Here is a 23,720-nt window from a genome sequence, read left to right on the forward strand (position 1 = left end):
TGTTGCCGCTTCAGCGGCTTACAAAATCGTTCTCTTTGAGCTAAGGCGCGGCAACGCCGTAACGGAGTAAGTGGATTCACTATATTTCTTTCGGGGCCGTCTGAAACCGTCAAAGTTCTTCCACGTTTTTACCCGCCAGCGCGCGCTGGATATTGCGGTTCATGCGCTTGGCGGCGAAATCGTCGGTGGCGTGGCCGAGGGCGGATACGGCGGCGCGGATGGCTTCGGCGCTGCCGGTCTGCATTTGGTTTTCCAGCTCGGCAACGGCCGTCTGAACGGCGTGCAGGCCGTTTTCGTCGAGCAGGTCGCCGTCGAGTTCGAGCGCGGCTTTCACCGCTGCGGTTAAGCCTTCGGCTTCCACCACGGCTTCGGCGCGGGCGCGGGCGGCCATGTCGTCGGAAGCGTTGGCCATGCTCTCTTTCAGCATACGGGTGATGGTTTCGTCGTCCAGCCCGTAGGAAGGTTTCACTTCGATTTGCGCCTGCACGCCGGTGGATTGTTCGCGGGCAGACACGGAAAGCAGGCCGTCGGCGTCCACTTGGAAGGTTACACGGATACGCGCGGCGCCCGCCACCATCGGCGGAATGCCGCGCAGGGTAAATTTGGCGAGGCTGCGGCAGTCGGCCACCAGCTCGCGCTCGCCCTGCACCACGTGGATGGTCATGGCGGTTTGGCCGTCTTTAAAGGTGGTGAATTCCTGTGCGCGGGCGGTGGGCAGGGTGCTGTTGCGGGGAATGATTTTTTCAACCAATCCGCCGTAGGTTTCGAGGCCGAGCGACAAGGGGGTAACGTCGAGCAGCAGCCATTCGCCGTCGTTTTTGTTGCCCGCCAGCACGTTGGCCTGCATGGCGGCGCCCAGCGCCACCACTTCGTCGGGGTTGAGATTGTTGAGCGGGGTTTGGCCGAAATAGGTGGCGACGGCCTGCTGCACATGGGGCATACGGGTGGCGCCGCCCACCATAATCACGCCTTTGATGGCGGCTTTGGTTACGCCGGCGTCTTTCAGCGCCTGTTTTACCGGCTCGATGGTTTTGGCCACCAAGTGTTGGGTAAGGTTTTGGAATTCTTGGCGGGTAATGGTGCTGTCGACCTTGCGGCCGTCTGAAAGTGCTGCCTGAATGGTGGTGCTGTTGTCGGTGGTTAGGGCTTCTTTGGCGGCGCGGGCGAGGCTTAACAGCAGTTGGCTGTCTTGCTCGTTAAGCTGTGAGAGCTTGTTTTGCTCGAGCAGGTGGCAGAACAGGCGGTGGTCGAAATCATCGCCGCCCAGCGCACTGTTGCCGCCGGTGGCTTTCACTTCGAACAACCCTTTCGACAATTGCAGCACGGATACGTCGAACGTGCCGCCGCCGAGGTCGTACACCACAAACGTGCCTTCGGAGGCGTTGTCCAAACCGTAGGCGATGGCGGCGGCGGTCGGCTCGTTGAGCAGGCGCAAAACGTTCAAACCGGCCAGGCGCGCGGCATCTTTGGTGGCTTGGCGCTGGGCGTCGTCGAAATAGGCGGGCACGGTAATCACCGCGCCGGTAAGCTCGCCGCCGAGGGCATTTTCGGCGCGTGTTTTGAGGGCGCGCAGAATTTCGGCGGAAACGTCTATCGGCGTTTTCGCGCCCTGGCGGGTTTGCATTTCGATAATGCGTTCGTTGCTGCCGAAGCGGTAAGGCAGATAATGGCTGTCTTGCTTCAGGTCGGCCAGCGTGCGGCCGATTAGGCGTTTGGCCGACGAAATGGTGTTGAGCGGGTCGATTTTTTGGGCTTTGAGCGCGTCGTAGCCGGTTTCGGTGCGCGCTTCTTCGCAATAGCGCACCACCGAAGGCAGGGTTACGCGGCCTTGTTCGTCGGCAATGCACGCGGCGCTGCCGCTTTTTACCGTGGCGACCAGGCTGTTGGTGGTGCCCAAATCGATGCCCACGGCCAAACGGTGCTGGTGCGGTGCGGCCGACATTCCGGGTTCGGCGATTTGCAGAAGTGCCATGTTTTGTGTGCCTTTTGAGTAATCTATTTTTAATCGGCGCGTATTTTAGCAGATTTGGCGCGGGTAGTTGAGTGATTTTGTCGGGAATACGGGTGCTTAAATTGTTCTCCCCCCTGTTTCCCGCTACAATCCCGCCTTATTCGAATAACCAATCAGGAACCGCCGTGCAGCCGCTTGAATATTGCCGCCAAAAAGCCGCCGAAAGTAAATCCAGCTTTTTGGCGGGTTTCCGTTTTCTGCCGCAGCCCAAGCAAAACGCGATGACGGTTTTATACGCCTACTGCCGCGAGCTTGACGATGTGGTGGACGGCTGCTCCGAGCCGCACGTTGCCCAAACCACGCTCAACTGGTGGCGGGCCGATTTAAAAAAAGTTTTTTCAGACGGCCAAACGCCCGAACACCCCGTCTGCCGGGCACTGAAAACCATTGTGCGCGATTTTTCGCTGCCGCACAACGAATTAGAAGAAATCATCAACGGCATGCAGATGGATTTGGAGCAGGCGCGCTACGGTCGCTTTGAAGATTTACAGCTTTACTGCTACCGCGTGGCGGGCGTGGTGGGGCGGCTGATTACGCGCATACTCGGCTTTTCCCGCCCCGAAACGCTGGATTATGCCGACAAAATGGGCCTTGCCCTGCAATTAACCAACATCATCCGCGATGTGGGCGAAGACGCGCGCAACGGCCGCATTTATCTGCCCACCGAAGAATTGCAGCACTTCAACGTGCCCGCGCAAACCGTTCTGCAAGGCACGCCCACGCCCGAATTTGCCGAGCTGATGGCGTTTCAAATCGAACGCGCCCGCCAAACCTACCGCGAAGCCGTGGCGCTGCTGCCGCGCGAAGAGCGCAAAAACCAAAAGGTCGGCCTGGTGATGGGCAGCATTTACTTTGCTTTACTGAACGAAATCGAGCGCGACGGTGCCCAACATGTGTTGCAATACAAAATCTCCATCCCTTCGCCGCGCAAAAAGCGCATTGCCCTGAAAACCTGGCTGTTCGGATTTAACCCATGAAACCCACCGCACACCGCCCGAAAATCGCCGTGATCGGCGCAGGCTGGGCCGGCCTTTCCGCCGCCGCCCGGCTGGCCGGCCGTGCCGACGTGAGCCTGTTTGAAGCGGGCAAGCAGGCGGGCGGGCGGGCGCGTATGCTCGCGGGCAACCAAGCCGGGTTCAGCTTTCTCGACAACGGCCAGCACATCATGATCGGCGCTTACCACGGCCTGCTCTCGCTGATGCAGCTGATCGGCGTGCGCGAACAAGATGCCTTTTTGCGGTTGCCGCTGCAATGGCATCTGGCCGACGGCTTGCAGTTTCAGGCGGCCTCCCTGCCCGCGCCGCTGCATATCGCCTTCGGCCTGCTCAAAGCCCGCAACCTGCTTTTCGGCGAAAAAATCAGGCTGCTCAACGATATGCACGCCTTGCAGCAATACCACGCCTCGCCGCTGCCCGACATCAGCACGGCCGAGTGGCTGCGCGAACGCAACGTTTCGCGCAAACTTACCGGCAACTTCTGGCAGCCTTTGGTGTGGGGCGCACTCAACACACCGCTCGAACACGCCGGCCTGCGCACGCTGTGCAACGTGCTGCAAGACGGCGTATGGTCAAGCAAGGAAGGCAGCGATTATCTGCTGCCCAAGCAGGATTTGGGCAGCATCATCGCCGAACCCGCGCTGGCATTCCTTGCCGAACACGGCGCAACCGTGCATTTGGAAGCGCGGGTGGCGCGGCTGGCCAATCTGCCGGACGGCCGTGTGGCGGTAAACGGCCAATCCTTCGATGCCGCCGTGCTCGCCGTCGCCCCCTACCATGCGGCCGCGCTGATGCCGTCTGAAACGCCCGCTGCCGTGCTGTCGGCTTTCAACGCCATCCGCTACCACGCCATCACCACCGTTTACCTGCGCTACGCCGAAACCGTGCACCTGCCCGCCCCGCTTACCGGCCTGGCCGAAGGCACGGCGCAATGGTTTATCCACCGCGGCGCACTCGGCCTGCCCGCCAACGAAACCGCCGCCGTTATCAGCTTGTCCGACCTTATCGGCCGTCTGAAACCCGAAGAATGGGCAGCGCGCGTGCACGCCGATTTGAAAACGCTCTGCCCCTATCTCGGCGAACCGCTGGCCGCCCGCGTGATTACCGAACAGCGCGCCACCGCCGCCGCAACCGTTGCCCGCACCCTGCCCGATTTATCGTGGCTGCACCGCCGCCGCATCTACCCCGCAGGCGACTACCTGCACCCGCGCTACCCTTCCACCCTCGAAGCCGCCGTGCAATCGGGCTTGAGCGCGGCGGATGTGTGCCACAACGATTGCTGCGGCATCAAAAACGCTTTTTAACGCCTGTTTGTTTTCAGACGGCCTTAACGAATTTGATAATTGTGCGGGCGTGTTGCAGCAGCTACACTAAACAAACCAAACACATAACCGGTGTGCAAACCTGCGGTTTGCCCCCTTTGAAACGCTCAACTGTCCAAACCAACACAGGCCGTCTGAAAAATACCGCAACACCCAAACAAAAAAGGATTCCGCATGAACCCCTTGCAAAACAAAATCATTCTGGTAACCGGCGCATCGCAAGGCATAGGCGAGCAGGTGGCCAAAGCCTATGCCGCCGCCGGCGCCACCGTCGTGCTGGTGGCGCGTCACCAGAAAAAGCTCGAAAAAGTATACGACGACATCGTAGCCGCCGGCGGCCCCGAGCCGTTTGCCATCTGCTTCGACCTGCTCACCGCCGAAGAAGCCGAGTTCGACCGCTTCGCCGCCACCATTGCCGAGGCCACCGGCAACCGCCTCGACGGCATCGTGCATTGCGCCAGCTATTTCTACGCCCTCTCGCCGCTCGACTTCCAAACCGTGGCCGAATGGGTAAACCAATACCGCATCAACACCGTCGCCCCGATGGGGCTGACCCGCGCCTTTCTCCCGCTGTTGAAAGAATCGCCCGACGCTTCGGTGATTTTCGTGGGCGAAAGCCACGGCGAAGACCCGAAAGCCTATTGGGGCGGTTTCGGCGCGTCGAAAGCCGCGCTGAACTATTTGTGCAAAGTGGCCGCCGACGAATGGTCGCGCTTTCCCAACCTTCGCGCCAACGTGTTGGTGCCCGGCGCCGTCAACTCGCCCCAGCGCATGAAAACCCACCCCGGCGAAGCCCGCAGCGAGCGCAAAAACTACGAAGACATCATGCCGCAGTTTGTGTGGTGGAGCAGCGAAGAGAGCAAAGGCCGCAGCGGCGAAATCGTGTATCTGTAGCCGTGCCGGGCTTGCTGCAACACAGGCCGCGGCCTTTGCAAAACTATCTTGAGGCCGTCTGAACGCCGCCCGCTTTTCAGACGGCCGCAGCGATTTCTTTTATAATCCCGCTTTCCACCAACCACTTCTCCGAACCATGATGCCGCGCGTACTCGTTCTTCAGCACTCCGCCCTTTCGCAATGCGATTTAAGCGTTTTAAACACCTTGGGGCTGCCGCCTGCCGCCGCAAACGGCAGCGTTTTGCGTATTCCCGTTTCCGAAACTTTCCGGCTGCCCGAAACCGCCGCCGCAGAGCTGAACCGCCAACGCATCGACCATGCCGTCCTGCCCGATTTGGCCTTTGCCGATTTGGGGCTGATTGTGAGCGATATGGATTCCACCCTGATTACCATCGAATGCGTGGACGAAATCGCCGCCGGAGTCGGCCTCAAAACGCAGGTGGCCGAAATCACCGAGCAGGCCATGCGCGGCGAATTGGATTTCGAGCAGTCGCTGCGCCGCCGCGTTGCCTTGCTGGAAGGTTTGAACGAACAGGTTTTGCAGCAGGTTTACGAGCAGATACTGCAACTTTCGCCCGGAGCCGGATACCTGCTGGCCGAATGCAAAAAGCACGGCGTGGCGTTTTTGCTGGTGTCGGGCGGCTTCACGTTTTTCACCGAACGCCTGCAACAGCGGCTGGGTTTCGAATACCAGCACGCCAACGTATTGGAAATTTCAGACGGCCTCTTAACCGGCAAACTCACCGGCAGAATCATTGATGCCCAAGCCAAAGCCGAACTGTTGGCCGAATACCGCGAAAAACTGGGGCTGGCCGCGCACCAGGTGGTTGCGGTGGGCGACGGTGCCAACGATATTCCCATGCTGCTCGAGGCCGGCACGGGCATTGCCTACCACGCCAAACCGAAAGCACAGCAACACGCCGACGCCTGCATCAATTTCGGCGGCCTCGAAGCCGTTCGCGGCTGGTTCCGCTGACGGGTGCGGACGGTGGGTTAAAGCCCGTATTTTCAATCTGAATCGTCATGCCCGTGCTTGACGACGGTTGGTTTTTCAGACGGCCTGAAAATGTTGGAAAAGGTCGGGTTGTTTACACTTTTTATGCCAATAGGCTTTTATTTTTTGCCGAAATGATTGTTTCGTGCTTTTTGAGGACTATCAAGAACTACGCGGCTTCGCCGTGCCTTTCGGCATCCTTGACAACCCTCAAAAATCCCCAAATGGGTCTTCAAGCAAAAAACGAAAAGTGTAAACAACGCTAGAATTTTCTACAGATTGAATTCGAATGTCCCTAGTTATCTAGGACAGCCCCGAATATACCGTAACCGTTAGATTTGCCTCATCGGGGACAGCTTATGTTCATCCGAAATCAGGAAAAATCAGCTTATGAAACTCTTCACCAAAAAACGGATTGCATTCGTTCTTGCCATTGCCGCAGTGCTTGCCCTAGCCCAATGTGATTTGCTTCGGGTTTGGGGGTCGCAAGACATCGGCCACCATCCCGAAATCGATTTTCCTATGGGAGAGGGTAAACAGATCAGCTATCCCGTCCGCTCTTGGATTGATAAGCCTTACGCAATGTTTTTGATTATTGAATATATCAATTACGCCAAATCGATTGATTATAAAACAAACAAAGAAATTCCTTTCTCATTCTCAACAACCTGTTACCGTATTGAAAACGGTAAAGAAACCGTATTTTTTCAACGAAAATATTCTAAAAAAGATGAGTTGTATTTAGGAGGCGGGTGGGCACTTCACGAGCATAAACCCCATAGTCCTGATTCTATGACATGGAGTAGTGGACTGGGGGGCTTTAGACTGCCTTACGGCACCTATCGCTGCGATTTTAAAGATACCAGCACCCCTGAAATTAAAGATTATTTAAAAAAGGCCGGAGTGGTAAGAACATTTATTGTTATTTGGCCTTATGAGCCATTTATTTACTAACCGAAAGGAAACAGAAATGTCGGAATATACTGTAACTGTTAAATTTGCTCCGCCTGGAACAACTTATGTTGACCCAAAGACTGGAAAAATCGGCACTTCTTCAGTCGGCCATGTATGGCTGGAAGCGAGAGAATCTGGACAGAAAGAACTGTTTAGTGCAGGCTGGTCACCAGGGAGAGATAAAAAAATAGCAGGAAAAGACAATCTCAGCTTAACCGACTGGAACGACTACAAAGAAGACAACGGCCATTATATCCACTCGATTACCGTAAAGATTACCAAAGAACAGTTTGAAAGGCTGCAAGCCTATCCCAAACTGGCCGCCACTGGAAAAATCGCAGGCTTCCGTTCGACCGAAGCGCCCCAGAACGGTTTTTTGGGTTTGGGCGGTATCGATTATCCGGGCAAACCGCCGAGAAACCATGATACCCACTACAATGTTTTTACCAACAGCTGCATCGATTTCGCCGGCCAGGGGTTGGCACATATCGGTTTGGCCGGGAAAAGTTTCGACGGCAACCCGCTGCTGATGCCCGACAAGCAAATCGAAGATTTTTTGGAACAAATGGCCAAACACAGCCGCAGCGATATCAGCGTCAGATTCGAGGGTAAAACGCATATATTGAAAGACGGCGAAAACTTGGAGAAATTTTGGGATAAGGTTGCGCCGAATCGGCACGATGTGCCCTACTACATGCAGAACGAACCCCAACCAGCGCAGGAAACACTATATGCGCACAATGCGCCGGATCAGGAAAAGCCTTTGCAAACCGCCGAAGAATATAACCCGTTTCTGGCCTATCTCGAAAATAATCCCGTTACGGCTGAAGATGCCGAACGGTTTATGCAGTCGGTTCAAGATTACGATAATGAGCTTAGGGAGCAGGAAATGATGATGGCCATGCAGCAGTCCCGGGGCCGCGGTATGTCGATGTGATGGATAAGGAGTGATAATGAATCAAAGAAACTGTTAGAAAAGGTCGGGTTATTTACACTTTTTCTGCCAATCGGCTTTTATTTTTTTGCCGAAATGATTGTTTCGTGCTTTTTAAGGACTATCAAGAACTACGCGGCTTCGCCGTGCCTTTCGGCATTCTTGACAACCCTCAAAAATCCCCAAATGGGTCTTCAAGCAAAAAACGAAAAGTATAAACAACGCTAGAATTTTCTACATACAGGCCGTCTGAAAGAAAAACCGCACTTTCATCCGATTCGGAAAAAGTGCGGTTTTTCTATTATTCGGCTTTTAAAAACGCCGCCGGTTCGTTAGCCCTCCACCACGCTTGCTTGGGCGGCGCTGCTTTTCAGGCCGGCAATGGCTGCTTCGCGGCCGGCTTCGTCGGCATACATCATGCTGGTGCCGATAACCTGGCCGTTGGCGGCTTTCAGGTTGAAATAAAGTTTGCCCGAGGCGCTGGTTTTCAGCTCGTAGCGGGCATCGTTGCCTGCGTTGTTGCGCACTGATTCGATACCGTTTTGCGCCGAAGCCTTGCTGCCGTATTGCTCGCTGCGCAGAATGGTTTTGTCGTCGCCGTCCACAAAATTGAAGTGGAATTCGCCGGAATCGCTTTTTTTCAACTCAAAAGTTGCCATTGCAGTCTCCTTTTCTATTTAGATCAACAGTTTGGTTTAGGGTAAATGCTCTTAGGCGCTTACTATAATTACCGCCCTGCCCGCTTGTCAATACGCTTGCCGCGCCCCGCGCTGCGGGGAATTCGGGCCGCTTCTTTCAGACGGCCTCTGCCGGTTTTTCGAGAGGCCGTCTGAAAAATTATTCGAGCGCTTCGTTCAGTTTTTTTTCGATTAAATCGGCATCAAATGATTTGGCAATCAGCTCGAAACGGCTGTCGCGCCGCCACGAAACCTGGCTGGCGCCCCATTTGCCGTCCACCCAGTTGAGCCACACCCAGGTGCCCATCACCTGAAACACGCCTTTGGCGCGCACCAAACCTTCGGTAAACTTGGGTAAGTCGTTGAAGAAATTGGTGAGCCTCTCGCCGTCGAAATCTTTTCCGGCGGGAAAGGTAAAGCCTTGCGACTGAAAACCCATTGTATTGTCGGGTAGCGCTTTGATGCGGTAGCGAGGTTTTTCGATAACGGGAATATCGAGCCAGGCGATATCCATGCGGGCGTTTTCCACTTCCACCACCTTGGCTTTGGGTGGGAACAGCTTGGCGGCATTTTCGCGGAACTGCTCCAGCTCTTCGGGGGTGCACAAATCGGTTTTGCTCGCCACCAAAACGTCGCACACACCGATTTGGTCTTTATAAAGCGCCTGTTGCGCATAATCGGGATTGATGAACTGGCGCGGATCGACCACAGTAAACACGGTGGCGATTTCGAGCTGGTCTTGCAGGGGTTTGACTTTCAAATCGTCAATCACGCTGGCGGCGTGTGCCAGGCCGCTGGCTTCTATCATCAGGCGGGCGGGTTGGGCGTCGCGCAGCATTTTCTGCACGGTGGTGCCCAATTGTGCGCCGGCGGTGCAGCATAAGCAGCCGCCGGCGATTTCGGCTACGGGAATGCCGTTATCGCTCAATACGGCGCCGTCGATGCCGATTTCGCCGAACTCGTTCACGATAATCACCCATTTTTCGTTAGGGTCTTTTTGCTCCATCAGGCTTTTGAGGGCGGTGGTTTTGCCGGTGCCCAAGAAGCCCGAAATCAGGTGCACTTTGGTTTTGTTTACTGACATTTTTTGCAGGTTCCTGTTAAAACAACGTGTTCTTCTTTCAGCACAAAGCCGCTGGCGGCCACGCCTGCCCGCAAAGCCGCCCATTCTTGGCTGAGGGTTTGTTCGTCGACTGCGCCGCATTCGGTGCACACCAAAATAAAGGCGCTGTGGTGGGCGGCTTCGCCGTGCCCGTGGCAGTGGTCGCTGCAATCGTGCTGCGCGTGGCTGCACAATACATAACCGTTTACCGCCGCCACTTTGTGCAAAACGCCCTGCTCCGCCCAAAAATCCAAGGCGCGGTAGGCGGTGGGCGGGGCGACCACGCTTTCGCTCTGCTGCTGCATTTGCGAGAGCACGTTATAGGCTTTAATCACGCCGGTTTGCTGCAAAATAATATCCAGCACCTGTTCGCGCAATGCGGTTACCTGCACGCCGTCGTGCTTGGCTTGGGCAAGGATTTTCTGTTTCGTGGTCATAAGCGGCTTTCAGACGGCCTTAATCTTAAGGGGATAGGTTATATTATAACTGCGTTATCCGTTAGAAGTGAAAGGCCGTCTGAAAACTTGCGTTTCAGACGGCCTTTTGCCTTTGCCGCCACGTTAGCGGAAATAATCGGCAGGCGGTTCTTCAAACTGCTGCAAAATGGCTTTCAGGCCGGCCGACCATTGGCTGCGGATGTTATTCATATAGGGTTCGTTTTCCGTAACGCGGATTCCTGCGGGCATGGTGTAGGTGTCGTTGCGGTAAACAATCAGATCGATGGGAAAACCCACCGAAAGGTTGGAACGGATGGTGGAATCAAACGACACCAACACCGCGCGCACGGCATCTTCGAGGCTGCTGCGGTAGTTGAGCGAGCGGTCGAGTATGGGTTTGCCGTATTTGGCTTCGCCGATTTGCAGGTAGGGGGTGTCTTCGGTGGCGTTGATGCAGTTTCCTTCCGAATAAATATGATAAAGCTCGGTTTGCTGCCCTTTAATCTGCCCGCCCAGCAGAAAATTGCTGCCGAATCCTTCTTGGGTGTAGGCACGCGTTTGGGTGGTGCGGGCGACTTTGCTGACCAAATCGCCCACCAGTTGTGCGGCATCGAATAAGGTCGGCACATCGAGCAGGTTGGGCTCGGTTCCTTGCAAAATGCCGTTTTCGAGCATTTTCACAACGGCCTGCGACGTGGCCAGATTGCCGGAAGTGAGCAGCATGATGCTGCGCTCGCCGTCTTTGCCGAAGGTGTAGAGCTTTTTAAAGGTGGAAATGTGGTCGATACCGGCGTTGGTGCGGGTATCGCCTGCAAAAACCATTCCGTCTTGCAGGCGTAAGGCGACGCAGTAAGTCATGATGATTCCGTGTTGCGGTGAAACAATGCCGCCGGCCTCGGGCTCGGCGGCGTGATAAAGCGCGTTATTTTAATATAAGGCCGTCTGAAAAAACAGCAAAAAACAAGCCTGTATGTTGGCGTGTTGCGTGCCGGCATTCTACTTTTATTCCATTATGCGCACGCGAACCAGGCATTCCATGTGTTCCTGCCCGCCGCCCTGACGCATGCCGCGCAAAGGGGCGGCGTCGTTGTAATCCAACCCCACGGCAAGCTGAACGTGCTGTATGGGTTGGTAGAGCTGGTTGCTGATATCAAACACAAACCAGTGGTTGTTCAAGCAGGCTTCCGCCCATGCGTGGCTGGCCAGGTGGCCGTCTTCTGCGGTGTAGAGATAGCCGGAAACATAGCGTGCGGGTACGCCCAATGCGCGGGCACAGCTTAAAAACACATGGGTATGGTCTTGGCAAACGCCCAAGCGCTTTTCAAAGGCTTCTGCGGCGCTGGTGGCGACATGGGTGCTGCCGGGTGTGTATGGCATATGCTCCAATACCGCCAAGCTCAAGCGGCTGAGTGCGGTGCGGTTGGCCTGCCCGTTGGTGTGTTTGTGTGCGAATTCCAGCATTTCGGGGTTGATGCGTGTTAAATCGGTGCTGTTGATGAAAATATCAACCGGAATACGGGTGTCGCTGTTGTATTCGCTGGTGTCGTCGATTTCCACCACGCCTTGTGCGTGTATGTTCAGCACTTGGTGCGGCTGGTTAACGTTTAACACGGTGCAGAAGTTTCCGAAGCCGTCGAAAATTTCTTGGCCGTAACGCGGCAGGGTAAGCTGCCACGACAATACCCGCTGGTGCGCAAGGGTTTGCGGGGTAACGCGCAGCATCTGTATGCTTTTTTTCACCGGCGTTTCGTAAAAATATAGTGGATTAAAATAAGAATGCCGAAGTAGGGTAAAACGATTCTTTAGCATATCGCCCAATTGCAAGTTTGAATGCAGTTATTTCATTTCGGAGTTTTTATTTGAATTCACTATATTGTGTGCTGTGGTCGATTTCCAGCTTCATGCTTTGTTCCTTCCGTTCCGGCGGTTTCCGCTATATAAATTCAAACAAACCGCTTATTCTTCTTTTTTATCCCAGTGCGTACACCTGAGACCGTCTGAATCACACACCGTCTTCAAACATTTGATCCAAGCGGTCGCGCCAAAGGTAAAACTGGCTGCCGTTGGTGGTGAACACCAATGCCTGAATCTGCTGTTTGATTTTGTCCCACGCCGTGCCGTCGGGCAGATTGGTAACCACTTGCGCCAAATAGCGGTAATGGCGGCTTTCGGCGGTTTCCATGCGGATCCGCTGGTCGAGCATTTCCACATAATCGCCCAATTGCCAAAATTGGGTAACCAGCGGGCTTTGTTCCATCATCACGCTGCTGCATGCCCACAATTGGAAACCGGCCGCGCGGACGCTGCCCGCCTGCTGTAAACGGCGCGCTTGGTTAAACAGCTCGGAAGCATCACCGTCAACCACGGCGCGCACGGCCTGAACGTTATCATTGATGCGGTTAAACAATTCGGGCAGAGCCTGTTCATATAAGTATTCGCACACCTGTGCTTCGTTTTCATCGTCCACCGGCCACCCCAGCAGGTTCATCTGGCCGGGATTGCGGTGTTTCAAAACCAGATTGGGCAATTCTTGTGCGCGGCGCATATAGCGGCCCAGCCAATAGAGATTGTGTGCGGTAGAAAGCAGCAAGGTCATAACGGTTCTCCTTCCGTTTCAACAATCCAGGTATCTTTCACCCCGCCTCCCTGCGAGGAGTTGACCACCAGCGAGCCTTCGTGCAATGCCACGCGCGTCAGGCCGCCGGGCACGATACGCACTTTGTCGGGGCCGCTCAACACAAACGGGCGCAAGTCGATATGCCTCGGTGCGATACCTTCTTCCACACAGGTCGGACAGGTGGAAAGCGCCAAAGTCGGCTGCGCGATAAAACCGTCGGGGTCTGCTTCTATGCGCTTGCGGTAATCGGCGATTTCCTGCTTGCTGGATTTTGGGCCGACCAACATACCGTAACCGCCCGAACCTTGGGTTTCTTTTACCACTAATTCGTGCAAGTGCGACAACACATAGCTTAAATCTTCTTTTTTACGGCACTGGTAAGTGGGCACATTATGCAGAATCGGCTCTTCGGAAAGATAAAAGCGAATCATATCGCCCACATAGGGGTAAACCGATTTATCGTCGGCAACACCCGTGCCCGGCGCATTGCAAATCACCACATTGCCGGCACGATAGGCCGACATCAGCGCGGGAACACCTAAAATAGAATCAGGACGGAATGCCAGAGGGTCTAAGAAAGGGTCGTCCAAACGGCGGTAAATCACATCGACACGCTGCCGCCCGGTAACGGTTTTGATATACACATAATTATCTTCCACCAGCAAGTCGTAACCGTGAACCAACGGCACACCCATTTCGCGTGCCAGAAAAGCGTGTTCGTAATATGCGCTGTTATAGCGACCCGGGGTAAGCACCACGATATTCGGGTCGTCTTTGCCGCTGCACGCAACCAGATTTTCTTTCAGCATTTGCGGATAATGATCCACCGGCAGCACCTTTTGGGCGCCGAACACATCGGGCAGCAGGCTCTCGCTGATTTTGCGGCCTTCGAGCATATACGATACGCCCGACGGCGTGCGCAGGTTGTCTTCTAAAACGTAATACTGGCCGTCGCCGTGGCGGATTAAATCAATACCGCTGATGTGCGCATAAATCGGATGGGGTAAATTGATACCGTACATCCACGGCTGGTAACAATCATTAACCATAATTTGGGCGGCCGGCACCAAACCCGCGCGGATAATATGGCGCTCGTGGTAAATATCGTGAATAAACATATTCAACGCACGGATGCGCTGGGCACAGCCTGCTTCAAGCGCACGCCATTCGTCGGCGGCAATGATGCGGGGAATAATATCGAAAGGAATAACGCGCTCGATATTGCTCGCTTCGCTATAAACGGTAAACGTTACGCCTTTGCGGTAAAACATCGTGAGCGCCTGCTGGTTTAAGGTGGCAATATCACCCGGCTTATTACCTGCCAGCCACTCCGCCACATGCTCGCAGCCTCGGCGGGCAGTGCCGTCTGAAGAGAATAATTCATCATAAAGAGCAGAAGACAATGTATTCATATTTCACCTTTAGTGATTAGGCTGTTTGCTTATTCTGCTGTTTATTTTTGTAAAAATTAAATATATTTTTTTAACATTTAAAATGAATATACTTTGATTTGTATAAATTTTTTCAAACTTAAATAAATATTATATTAATAATATAATATCTTTATTTTTGATTTTATTTAATTTTATTCTATTTTTTAATAAAATTAAGCAATATAAATAAATTAATATAAATATAATTGAAATATAGTTTCTTTATTAAATTGTTCACAATTTAAGGTAAAATTGTTAACAATAATATCTTGATAATCATATGCTGCCGCCAGCTGTACCCATGCTTGGAACATCGGTTTATTCACAGTTAGTTGAACCAATCTTCTCTTTATATAGCAGATTCAATTACTTAGATACAAATCAACAAGCCGCAGACAGTACAAGTAGTAAGAAACCGATTCTGTTACCACTTTAGCGGCTTGAGACCTTTGCCTCCATCTGCGGCGCATTTCTGCGTTGTTCGTTTATACCCTTTGGGGTACTGCCCGCTCGCTTAGCCTTGTATTTGATATGTCTGCACTCGCTGCTCTTCTACGCCTTGAACTGCATCCACATCGGGGGTTTTGCAAAGGTCTCGGCTTACAAAATCGTTCTCTTTGGCTAAGGCGCAGCAACGATACAGCGAACGTTAAGTTAATCCGCTATATTCTTTCTGGCTATAAAAATACTCGGGCAATGCCCGAGTATGGTGTGTTTTAAAAATAGGGCTTCCGTAAGAATTTACACCCTAACTTGAAAGATTCAGACGGCCTCAACCGTATATCAACCGTGCAAAGCGCGTTTGTCCACCGCCAAAGAAGCTTCGTGCAGCACTTCCGACAAAGTCGGGTGGGCGTGAACGATGCGGGCGATATCTTCGCTGCTGGCTTTAAACTCGAGGCTGGTTACGCCCTCGGCAACCAACTCGCTCACCATCGGGCCAATCATGTGTACACCGAGAATACGGTCGGTTTTGGCATCGGCCAACACTTTCACCGTGCCCTTGGCCTTGCCCAAACCTAAAGCGCGGCCGTTGGCGGCAAAACCCGAAGTGCCTTTTTTATAGTCTACGCCCTCCGCTTTCAACTGCTCTTCGGTTTTACCGACCCACGCGATTTCAGGGTCGGTGTAGATAACGAACGGAATGGTGTTGAAATCCAAATGCGGCTTCTGGCCGGCGATGCGCTCGGCCACGGCCACACCCTCATCACTGGCTTTGTGCGCCAGCATCGGGCCGCGTACCACGTCGCCGATTGCCCAAACATTGGGCAGATTGGTGCGGCATTCATCGTCCACTTTAATGAAGCCGCGCTCGTCTTTTTCCAAACCCACGGCCTCGGCATTCAAGCCCTCGGTGTTCGGGATGCGACCGATGGAAACAATCAGTTTGTCGAACGTTTCTTCTTTGGCCTGGCCGCCAACTTCATAAGCAACGGTTACGCCTTTTTTGTTGTTTTTGATTTCATTTAGCTTCACGCCCAGCTCGATAACCAAGCCCTGCTCTTTGGTGAAAATTTTGAAGGCTTCTTTGGCGATTTGCTGGTCGGCCGCAGCCAAAAACGTGGGCATGGCTTCGAGAATCGTTACTTCGGAGCCTACGCGCTTCCAAACCGAACCCATTTCCAAACCGATTACGCCTGAACCGATTACACCCAGTTTTTTCGGCACGGCAGTCAGGTTCAATGCACCTTCGTTATCCAGCACGTTAACGTTGTCAATGTCAATCAACGGCAGCGGGCGCGGCACGGAACCGGTGGCGATAATCACGTTTTTGGCTTCCACCACGGTTTTTTCACCCTTGTTATCGACTTCAACCTGCCATAAATCGCCGTTACGGCCCTTCAACGAGCCCTTACCAAACAGGCTTTCCACTTTGTTTTTTTGAAACAGAAACTTAATACCGCCGGTAAGTTTGGTAACAATGGCATCTTTGCGCTCGATCATTTTGGCAGCATTGAATTTCACGTTGCCGACGGTGATGCCGTGCTCGGCAAAATCATGTTGCGCGGCATGGTAATGCTCTGAAGACTGCAACAAAGCTTTGGAGGGAATACAGCCCACATTCAGGCAGGTGCCGCCCAAAGCCGGCGCATCGCCCGCTTTGTTTACGCCCGCATCGATACAGGCGGTTTTGAAACCGAGTTGCGCAGCACGGATTGCGGCGATATAACCGCCGGGGCCTGCGCCGATAACGACTACGTCAAACTGAGACATGTTTAATCCCTTTCTCTTTATCTGTATGGTGCCGTCTGAAACCATAGGCTTTCAGACGGCCTGATTATCGAAGAAGTTTCCGAAAACCAAAACCAATGGTGCAAACCGGCCAAACAAACCGGATATTTCCGGGAAATTGCCGTATGTTTTCAAATTTCTTTCCTCAAACTGCACGAATAAGGTTTGAAATCTCCGGCAAGCTGTTTGCTACCTTTTGTATGCACGCGGATAACGGCTCTCGGGTGTATTTTGCACAAAGTGTCGCGCGCCAACGGCACGCCTGCTTTGTTGCTGCCTAATTGTACACGCTTGCTGAGCAAGCGCCCTTTACCGTCATAGGCCGATACCAAGTATTCTTCCTGATGGGTTGCCGCACAGGCGCTTAAAGCCAATGCGGATAAAAGAAACAGATATTTCATCTTTCTTTCAATATTCAGCTGTAACGGTTTTCAGACGGCCTTTCGCATCCGGCCGTCTGAAAACCGTAGGTTTTGCGAATTACAGATCAAGCAACAGGCGTGCGGGATCTTCCAACAAGTCTTTAATGGTTACCAAAGTCAGCACGGCTTCACGGCCGTCGATGATGCGGTGGTCGTAAGAAAGCGCCAAATACATCATCGGACGCACCACCACTTGGCCGTTTTCTACCACGGCACGCTCTTTGGTGGCATGCATACCCAGAATGGCAGACTGCGGCGGGTTGATGATGGGCGTGGACATCATTGAACCGAATGTACCACCGTTGGTGATGCTGAATGTGCCGCCGGTTAAATCTTCCAATGCGATTTTGCCGTCTTTGGCTTTTACGGCGTAATCAACGATGGCTTTTTCAATGTCGGCAATGCTCATTTGGTCGGCATCACGCAGAATCGGCACAACCAAACCGCGTGGGCTGCCGATGGCGATGCCGATATCGAAATACCCGTGGTAAACGATATCGTTGCCGTCTACAGAAGCGTTGACAACCGGATATTTTTTCAGCGCGGCCACGGCGGCTTTTACAAAAAACGACATAAAGCCCAGCTTAACGCCGTGTTCTTTCTCAAATTTTTCTTTGTATTTATTGCGTAAATCCATTACCGGCTTCATGTTTACTTCATTGAAAGTGGTAAGGATCGCGTTTTCTTGCTGGGAAGCCAGCAAACGCTCGGCTACGCGGGTGCGCAGGCGGCTCATCGGTACACGCTGCTCAGGGCGCACTCCGGCGGGCACCGGAGCGGCAGGGGCTGCTGCTGCGGCTTTGGGAGCGGCAGCGGCATTCTGCACGTCTTCTTTCAACACCCGGCCGTCACGGCCGGAGCCTTGCACGCTGCCGATATCCACGCCTTTTTCGGCAGCAAGTTTGGCAGCCGCCGGCATCGCTACGCCGGCTTGCGTATTGGAAGCAGGAGCTTGTGCGGCGGGAGCGGCGGCTTGCTCTACTGCCGGTGCGGAAGCACCGGCTTCGGCTTTGGCTTCGGTATCGATTTTGGCCAGCAGCTGCTCGGCCACAACGGTTTCGCCGTCTTGGGCAACAATTTCAACCAAAACACCCGCTTGCGGCGACGGCACTTCCAATACGACTTTATCGGTTTCGACATCAATCAGGATTTCGTCGCGTTCAACGTATTCGCCCACTTTTTTATGCCAAGACATCAAAGTGCCTTCGGATACGCTTTCAGACAAAACGGGTACTTTTACTTCAACAATCATTTTATTCTCCGGTGGTGTGAGGCCGTCTGAATAATCGAATCGGTTTCAGACGGCCTTAAATGGTTTAGTTTAAAGTCATTGCATCTTCAACCAGCTGTTTCAACTGGGCAACGTGTTTGCTCATATAGCCGACTGCCGGCGACGCGCTGGCCGGGCGGCCTGCATAACCCAGCTTCTGCTGTTCGTCCAAGATTTTTTCGATACGGTGGCGCAATTGGTGGAAAGCACCCTGGTTGCGCGGCTCTTCCTGCGCCCACACCACATCTTTGGCGTTGGGGTATTTTGCCAGCTCTGCCTGAACCTCTTCATACGGGAACGGATACAGCTGTTCCACACGCACGATGGCAACATCGTTTTCCAGCCCGCGCTCCGCACGGCCTGCCGCCAAATCGTAATAAACTTGGCCGGCACACAGAATAACGCGTTTCACGCTGCCGTTGTCGGCGCGCTCGACCGTGTCGCCGATAACCGGACGGAAGGTCGAACCTTCGGCGAAGTTTTCCAGCGGACTCATCGAATCTTTGAAACGCAACAAGCGTTTAGATAAGAAGATTACCAGAGGCTTACGGTATGAACGCAAAGCTTGGCGGCGTAAAATATGGAACATCTGCGATGCTTCAGACGGCATCACAATCTGCATGTTCTGCTCGGAACACAATTGCAGCCAACGCTCCAAACGTGCCGAAGAGTGCTCTGGGCCTTGTCCGTCATAGCCGTGCGGCAGAATGGTGGTCAACCCGCACAAGCGGCCCCATTTGGTTTCGCCTGAAGAAATAAATTGGTCGATAACCACTTGCGCACCGTTGGCAAAGTCGCCGAACTGCGCTTCCCAAATGGTGAGTTTATCGGGTGCCGAGCAGGCAAAGCCATATTCGTAGGCCATAACGGCTTCTTCGTTCAAAATAGAATCGATCACCAAGAAATCCGCTTGGTTTTCCGCCATATGTCGCAGCGGAATATAAGCGCCGGCATCGCTTCTTTCGCGGTTTTGGTCGTGCAATACCGCGTGGCGGTGTGAGAATGTGCCGCGCCCCGAATCTTCACCGGAAATACGCACGCCCGTGCCGTTGGTTACCAGCGCCGCATATGCCAGCGTTTCCGACATACCCCAATCTATCGGTTGTTCGCCCGCCGCCATTGATTTACGCGCTTCCAATACGCGTTTTGCGGTGTTGTGCAAGGCGAAGCCTTCGGGCACTTCGGTAAATTTGTCAGTCAAGCGTTGGATATCCGCCGCCGACAAGCCGCTTTCCACTTGCTCGCGCCAGTCTTGGCCTTGGTATTTTGACCAATCTACACGGTGTTTGCTTTCATAGTCGGTGAGGCGTGTCTGCTCGACATGCTCGCCTTTGTCCAAAGCATCACGATAGGCTTGGATAAATCCTTCGGCCTCTTCCGCCTTAATCACGCCTTCAGCCAGCAGTTTATCGGCATACAGCGCGCGCGTGCCGGGATGCTTGGCAACCTTTTTATACATCATCGGCTGGGTCAGCGTGGGATCGTCGCCCTCGTTATGGCCGAGCTTGCGGTAACAAACCAAATCGATCACAACGTCTTTATTGAATTGCTTGCGGTAATCCAAGGCCGCCTGCACCACGAAGCATACGGCTTCCGGATCGTCGCCGTTCACATGGAATACGGGGGCTTCCACCATTTTGGCAATATCTGTGCAATACACGGTAGATCGCACATCGCGGGTATCGGATGTGGTAAAGCCGATTTGGTTGTTGATAACCAAGTGGATGGTGCCGCCGGTGGTATAGCCGCGTGTTTTGGAGAGATTGAACGTTGCTTGGTTGACTCCCAAGCCGATAAAGGCAGAGTCACCGTGAATCAATACCGGCAACACTTGGTTTTGGCCGCCTTCACCGCGACGGCGCTGTTTCGCCCGCGTAGAACCCTCTACCACCGGATTAACGATTTCAAGGTGAGAAGGGTTGAATGCCAACGTAACATGTACTGCGCCGTTGGGCGTAGCGATATCCGAACTGAAGCCCATGTGGTATTTTACGTCGCCGCTGGGTAGTGTGGCTGCCGCACGGCCTTCGAATTCCGCAAACAAATCTCCGGGTTTTTTGCCCAATGTGTTCACCAACACATTCAGACGGCCCCTGTGTGCCATACCGATAATCACTTCTTCGATGCCGTCTTTTCCGGCATTCTGAATCAGGTAGTTCAAACCTACGATCGAGCTTTCACCGCCCTCAACCGAAAAGCGTTTTTGGCCGACATATTTGGTATGGAGATAACGCTCCAAAGTTTCTGCCGCAGTTAATTGTTTGAGAATATAACGCTTCTCATCGACATCAAATTTGGGCGCGGATAAAGAACCTTCAAAATAATTGCGAATCCAACGGCGCTCTTCGGTATTGGCGATATACATATATTCAATACCGATATGGCCGCAATAAGTCTGTTTCAGCTTGCTGACAATATCAGACAGGGTCATTTTATCGCTGCCGGCAAAGTCTCCTTCACCCACGCTGAACTGTACCGCCATATCGGCAGCATCCAAACCGTGGAACTTGGGATCTAAGGCGTCAATATTTCTGGGAGGCATACGCTGGAGCGGATCAAGCTGTGCCGCGCCTACGCCTTGGATACGGTAAGCAGACATCATGCGCAAAACGCCGACCTGCTTTTTCATCATGCTTTCATCCAAACCGCCCGAAATGGCAGCGGTTGCCCTGTTTTTAGCCAGATTGGCGAATGATTCCTGAATCGGGCGGTGCGGAACATCGCGCTCTGCCGCTCCCGGTTGTGCAGCAAGGTCGCTAAAATATTGTTTCCATTTATCATCCACAGAATTCGGATCATTTAGGAAATTTTCGTATAACTCTTCAATATAAGGTGCGTTTGAACCAAATAAATATGAAAAATTGAGCTTGTCTTCCATCATGGGGATTGCCCTTTGCCTGTATAAAATAAAGAGTAGAATTTCTTATTTTCAAAACATAGCCCAAGGCCGTCTGAAAATACGTTTATTCTACTCTTTGCATTTTAAGTTTGCTAATGTTTTCTATGTTGATTTTCAAGTAATTTAATTACAAAGCATATCCCGAAAACCTAAACCGTTCATATTTAAATTTACGGGACACACCGTTATTAACGCTTATCAACAGGAACGAAGTCGCGGCGTGCTGCACCTGTATACAACTGGCGCGGGCGGCCGATTTTCTGATTCGGATCACTAATCATTTCATGCCAATGGGAAATCCAGCCGACGGTGCGCGCCAACGCAAAAATAACAGTGAACATAGAAACCGGAATACCTAATGCAGACAACACGATACCTGAATAGAAGTCTACATTCGGATACAGTTTGCGCTCAACAAAATAAGGATCGTTCAGCGCGATTTGTTCCAATTCCATAGCCAGCTTGAATTGCGGATCGTCCTCCAAACCAAGCTCTTTCAGCACTTCATAACACGTTTCGCGCATAATGCTCGCACGCGGATCCATATTGCGGTAAACGCGGTGGCCGAAACCCATCAAGCGGTATTTACGCTCTTTCACACCTTCCATGAAGGCCGCAACATTGGATACATCGCCGATTTCATCAAGCATTTTCAGCACAGCTTCGTTTGCACCGCCGTGGGCAGGTCCCCACAAGCTGGCAATACCGGCAGCGATACACGCAAACGGATTGGCACCTGAAGAACCGGCCAAACGCACGGTAGAGGTGGAGGCGTTTTGTTCGTGATCAGCATGCAAAATAAAGATGCGGTCAAGTGCACGAACCAATACCGGATTCGGCGTGTAGCTCTCACACGGGGTGGCAAACATCATGTGCATAAAGTTTGCCGTGTAAGAAAGGTCGTTGCGTGGATAATTAAACGGCAGACCGTTTGAATAACGGTAGCACATGGCCGCAATTGTCGGAATTTTTGAAATCAGGCGGTAAATGGCAATCTTGCGATGCTCGGGATCTGAAATTTCCAAGCTGTCCTGATAGAATGCCGACAAAGCCCCCACTACACCTACCATCATGGCCATCGGGTGGGCATCGCGGCGGAAACCGCGGAAGAACCACGTTAACTGTTCGTGCACCATAGTGTGGTGCATAACGGTATCTTCAAACTTAGCTTTTTGCTCCGCTGTCGGCAACTCGCCGTAAATCAGCAGGTAACAGGTTTCCAAATAGTCGCTGCTTTCAGCCAACTGTTCAATCGGATAACCGCGGTAATAGAGCTGGCCTTTATCGCCATCAATAAACGTGATTTTCGATTCGCAGCTGGCAGTAGACACAAAACCGGGGTCAAACGTAAACATGCCGGTACCTTTGGTGAAGGTACGGATATCGACCACATCCGGGCCTAAAGTACCTTCCAACACCGGCAATTCCAGCGTATCTTTACCTTCGGCCTGCAATTTTACTGTTTTGGACATCTCTTACTCCTTATATTTTTCTATTGGGATCAGACTCGGCGCATTGAATTTACGCAACCCGGTCCTGCGGTTTTCAGACGGCCCGATAACACTCAGGCTCCCCTGATTTTTTCCAGAAGAGGAAGAAAACGGGCATCGGTTGTTTCTTCTTTTTGGTTAACCAGAGCCAAAAACTCTTGGTCGGGTAATTCCAAAATATCCACAAATACCGCCAGTTCCTCATCGCTGAGATTCTGGAATTCTTTATCCATGAACCGCCCAAGCACAATATCGAGCTCAAGCAGCCCACGACGGGTTTGATAACGGATTCTGCGTTTGGCAGCTTCGTCGAAAACAGGCATATTAAACCGCTCGCTTCAACATAATTTCTTTAATCTTACCGATAGCCCTAGTCGGATTCAAGTGTTTCGGGCATACGTCAACGCAGTTCATAATCGTGTGGCAACGGAACAACCGGTAGGGATCGTTCAAATTATCCAAACGTTCATTGGTAATCGTGTCACGGCTGTCCGCAATAAAGCGGTAAGCATTCAGCAAGCCTGACGGTCCTACGAATTTATCGGGGTTCCACCAGAAAGACGGACACGCCGTTGAACAACAGGCACACAAAATACATTCATATAAGCCGTCCAGCTCTTTACGCTCCTCTTGGGTTTGCAGGCGTTCGCGGTCAGGGGCCGGCGTATCATTGACCACATACGGCTTGATAGAATGGTATTGTTTGAAAAACTGCGTCATATCAACAATTAAGTCTCGGATTACCGGCAAACCTGGCAACGGGCGGAGTTTGATAGGCTGTTTCAAACTGCGGATATCCGTTAAGCAGGCCAAACCGTTCTTACCGTTGATATTCATGCCGTCTGAACCGCAAATACCTTCGCGGCAAGAACGGCGGAACGACAAACTATCGTCCATTGCTTTCAGCTTCACGAGAGCATCCAGCAGTTTTACGTCGGTAGGTTCGATTTCAAGCTCATAATCTTTCATGTACGGCTTAGCATCTACATCAGGATTGTAGCGGTACACCTGAAAACGTACTTTTTCCATGTGCTGTG

At 52.7% G+C, this 23,720-nt stretch carries 21 protein-coding genes and 1 pseudogene; 7 read left to right on the plus strand and 15 right to left on the minus strand.

The features are described 5' to 3' along the window. Positions 1–109: 109 nt before the first annotated feature. Positions 110–1,972: a Fe-S protein assembly chaperone HscA gene (hscA, locus tag H3L92_RS05730; protein WP_085364754.1), complete on the minus strand. Its 1,863-nt coding sequence runs from the start codon at positions 1,970–1,972 to the stop codon at positions 110–112. Between the two features lie 164 nt (positions 1,973–2,136). On the opposite strand from hscA, the gene hpnD reads away from it, so the two are divergent. From hpnD to H3L92_RS05760, 6 genes are all read left to right on the plus strand, one after another. Further along, positions 2,137–2,988, plus strand: a complete 852-nt coding sequence (hpnD, locus tag H3L92_RS05735) for a presqualene diphosphate synthase HpnD (RefSeq protein ID WP_085364753.1) — start codon at positions 2,137–2,139, stop codon at positions 2,986–2,988. Beyond that, positions 2,985–4,310 carry a hydroxysqualene dehydroxylase HpnE gene (gene hpnE / locus H3L92_RS05740; protein ID WP_085364752.1) on the plus strand — a complete coding sequence of 442 codons (1,326 nt, stop codon included), beginning with the start codon at positions 2,985–2,987 and terminating at the stop codon, positions 4,308–4,310. Before hpnD ends, hpnE begins: the two co-directional genes overlap by 4 nt. Positions 4,311–4,502: 192 nt before the next feature. Next, entirely contained in the window at positions 4,503–5,222 is a 720-nt protein-coding gene (locus H3L92_RS05745) for an SDR family oxidoreductase (RefSeq protein ID WP_085364751.1), read from the plus strand. 139 nt (positions 5,223–5,361) lie between these two features. Then, positions 5,362–6,198, plus strand: a complete 837-nt coding sequence (serB, locus tag H3L92_RS05750; RefSeq protein WP_085364922.1) for a phosphoserine phosphatase SerB — start codon at positions 5,362–5,364, stop codon at positions 6,196–6,198. A gap of 408 nt (positions 6,199–6,606) precedes the next feature. Further along, positions 6,607–7,170 carry a hypothetical protein gene (locus H3L92_RS05755; RefSeq protein ID WP_085364750.1) on the plus strand — a complete coding sequence of 188 codons (564 nt, stop codon included), beginning with the start codon at positions 6,607–6,609 and terminating at the stop codon, positions 7,168–7,170. Then, positions 7,151–8,107 (plus strand): hypothetical protein, encoded by a 957-nt coding sequence (locus H3L92_RS05760; protein ID WP_143824296.1) that lies wholly within the window; start codon positions 7,151–7,153, stop codon positions 8,105–8,107. The genes H3L92_RS05755 and H3L92_RS05760 overlap by 20 nt, the downstream gene beginning before the upstream one ends. 329 nt (positions 8,108–8,436) lie before the next feature. Here H3L92_RS05760 and H3L92_RS05765 read toward each other — a convergent pair whose 3' ends face one another. From H3L92_RS05765 to H3L92_RS05795, 7 genes are all read right to left on the minus strand, one after another. Continuing rightward, positions 8,437–8,763, minus strand: a complete 327-nt coding sequence (locus tag H3L92_RS05765) for a YegP family protein (RefSeq protein WP_085364748.1) — start codon at positions 8,761–8,763, stop codon at positions 8,437–8,439. 178 nt (positions 8,764–8,941) lie between these two features. Beyond that, the gene (locus tag H3L92_RS05770; protein WP_085364747.1) at positions 8,942–9,865 is read right to left on the minus strand and encodes a CobW family GTP-binding protein; all 924 of its coding nucleotides are present in this window, start codon (positions 9,863–9,865) and stop codon (positions 8,942–8,944) included. After that, a complete protein-coding gene (locus tag H3L92_RS05775; RefSeq protein ID WP_085364746.1) occupies positions 9,856–10,320 on the minus strand; it encodes a Fur family transcriptional regulator in 465 nt (154 codons plus the stop codon). Before H3L92_RS05775 ends, H3L92_RS05770 begins: the two co-directional genes overlap by 10 nt. Positions 10,321–10,443: 123 nt before the next feature. After that, positions 10,444–11,178, minus strand: coding sequence for a proteasome-type protease (locus H3L92_RS05780; RefSeq protein WP_085364745.1), 735 nt, complete (start codon positions 11,176–11,178; stop codon positions 10,444–10,446). Positions 11,179–11,322: 144 nt separating this feature from the next. Continuing rightward, positions 11,323–12,129, minus strand: a complete 807-nt coding sequence (locus H3L92_RS05785; protein ID WP_085364921.1) for a transglutaminase family protein — start codon at positions 12,127–12,129, stop codon at positions 11,323–11,325. A 193-nt stretch (positions 12,130–12,322) separates the two neighbouring features. Next, entirely contained in the window at positions 12,323–12,916 is a 594-nt protein-coding gene (locus H3L92_RS05790; RefSeq protein WP_085364744.1) for a hypothetical protein, read from the minus strand. Beyond that, positions 12,913–14,349 (minus strand): circularly permuted type 2 ATP-grasp protein, encoded by a 1,437-nt coding sequence (locus tag H3L92_RS05795; RefSeq protein WP_115336324.1) that lies wholly within the window; start codon positions 14,347–14,349, stop codon positions 12,913–12,915. The genes H3L92_RS05790 and H3L92_RS05795 overlap by 4 nt, the downstream gene beginning before the upstream one ends. A gap of 480 nt (positions 14,350–14,829) precedes the next feature. Between H3L92_RS05795 and H3L92_RS13595 the strand changes: the two are divergent. After that, positions 14,830–15,023 (plus strand): annotated as a pseudogene (locus tag H3L92_RS13595) (lipoprotein signal peptidase). A 130-nt stretch (positions 15,024–15,153) separates the two neighbouring features. On the opposite strand, the gene lpdA reads toward H3L92_RS13595, so the two are convergent. The 7 genes from lpdA to H3L92_RS05830 form a co-directional block, all read right to left on the minus strand. Beyond that, positions 15,154–16,584 (minus strand): dihydrolipoyl dehydrogenase, encoded by a 1,431-nt coding sequence (lpdA, locus tag H3L92_RS05800; protein WP_085364743.1) that lies wholly within the window; start codon positions 16,582–16,584, stop codon positions 15,154–15,156. A gap of 149 nt (positions 16,585–16,733) precedes the next feature. After that, the gene (locus H3L92_RS05805) at positions 16,734–17,003 is read right to left on the minus strand and encodes a hypothetical protein (protein ID WP_085364742.1); all 270 of its coding nucleotides are present in this window, start codon (positions 17,001–17,003) and stop codon (positions 16,734–16,736) included. A 79-nt stretch (positions 17,004–17,082) separates the two neighbouring features. After that, positions 17,083–18,276: a 2-oxoglutarate dehydrogenase complex dihydrolipoyllysine-residue succinyltransferase gene (odhB, locus tag H3L92_RS05810; protein ID WP_085364741.1), complete on the minus strand. Its 1,194-nt coding sequence runs from the start codon at positions 18,274–18,276 to the stop codon at positions 17,083–17,085. A gap of 64 nt (positions 18,277–18,340) precedes the next feature. Then, positions 18,341–21,175, minus strand: a complete 2,835-nt coding sequence (locus H3L92_RS05815) for a 2-oxoglutarate dehydrogenase E1 component (RefSeq protein WP_085364740.1) — start codon at positions 21,173–21,175, stop codon at positions 18,341–18,343. Between the two features lie 206 nt (positions 21,176–21,381). After that, a complete protein-coding gene (gene gltA, locus H3L92_RS05820) occupies positions 21,382–22,665 on the minus strand; it encodes a citrate synthase (protein WP_085364739.1) in 1,284 nt (427 codons plus the stop codon). A gap of 92 nt (positions 22,666–22,757) precedes the next feature. Further along, complete coding sequence (locus tag H3L92_RS05825; RefSeq protein WP_085364738.1) at positions 22,758–23,006, minus strand: FAD assembly factor SdhE; 249 nt, start codon at positions 23,004–23,006, stop codon at positions 22,758–22,760. Between the two features lies 1 nt (position 23,007). Then, positions 23,008–23,712, minus strand: coding sequence for a succinate dehydrogenase iron-sulfur subunit (locus tag H3L92_RS05830; protein ID WP_085364737.1), 705 nt, complete (start codon positions 23,710–23,712; stop codon positions 23,008–23,010). Positions 23,713–23,720 lie beyond the last annotated feature (8 nt).

Origin of the sequence: Neisseria dentiae (assembly GCF_014055005.1) — a bacterium.
In the GTDB taxonomy this organism is placed as follows: domain Bacteria; phylum Pseudomonadota; class Gammaproteobacteria; order Burkholderiales; family Neisseriaceae; genus Neisseria; species Neisseria dentiae.